The following is an 897-nucleotide window of genomic DNA, read 5'->3' as shown; positions in this document are numbered from 1 at the left end:
CTCACTTCCAGTCGCCCCCCACTCAATGGGTGTTAACGAATACTCGTTCGCGTCACTTCTGGGTGCCGTTTTTTTCTTCACCTTGCTAGAAATACTCCGCACTGAGGGATTACAAGGCCTCTTTATACGTTTCAAATATCCATTAATGATAGGCTTGATCGTTTTCTCAATAAATCTATTCATGGCAATAAAGAACTCTACCCCGCTGACTGACTGGATTCGTGGAATAATACCCTTTCTATTTGTATACACACTGATTCCAATTGCAGTATTTACGAAAGGTCATGAAGGAAGAATCCACTGGCTGGGAATCTCTATCGGAACATTGATCCTATTGGCATCTGGCCACATTGTAGTCTATTACTTCTATAATGAATTATGGAAAGAGTACTGGCTAGTTTTGATTAATGGAGAGAGCATCAAAGTCCCTCGAGAGGTTGCGCTAGGCAACCCGAGCGCGATCGGTCCATATTCTAATCGCATAACCATGGCTCTGGCACAAGCAACAGATGCCTTGTTGCCTATTGGTTTAGTGGCAGGCATCGTAGTCGGCGTACTGGCACGCGACAAGAAAATAACGATCACCGGTATGCTGATGTCGCTACTTTGCGCATCTGCAATACTCATCACCTTCACGAGAAGCATGTTGCTCAGTGCCACTTTCGTTATCGGCCTTTTCTTTTTATTCATTTTTCTCTTTCACAAGGCTCTGCGCAAGAAAGCTTTTATCTTTTTGAATATCGTATTAATCTTCACGATTTTATTTGTTTTTTCTACTGGTATGCAGGGCATTTGGCTAGGCAGATTGGGCTTACTCATAGACTCAACGACAAGCGCCACCAGCGATTTCAACGTTTCATCCCGAATCGAAGAATATCAGATTGCCTGGAAGATGTT

At 43.4% G+C, this 897-nt stretch carries 1 pseudogene; it reads left to right on the top strand.

Annotated elements, in window-relative coordinates:
• Positions 1-181 precede the first annotated feature (181 nt).
• Positions 182-897, top strand: a pseudogene (locus tag K675_RS31735) (O-antigen ligase family protein); the annotation flags it as partial.

The sequence above is a fragment of the Pseudomonas fuscovaginae SE-1 genome (assembly GCF_000364705.1).
Classification (GTDB): Bacteria; Pseudomonadota; Gammaproteobacteria; order Pseudomonadales; family Pseudomonadaceae; genus Aquipseudomonas; species Aquipseudomonas fuscovaginae_A.
The sequence above is the reverse complement of the archived record's forward strand: the minus strand, read 5'-3'. Positions and strand labels throughout refer to the sequence as shown.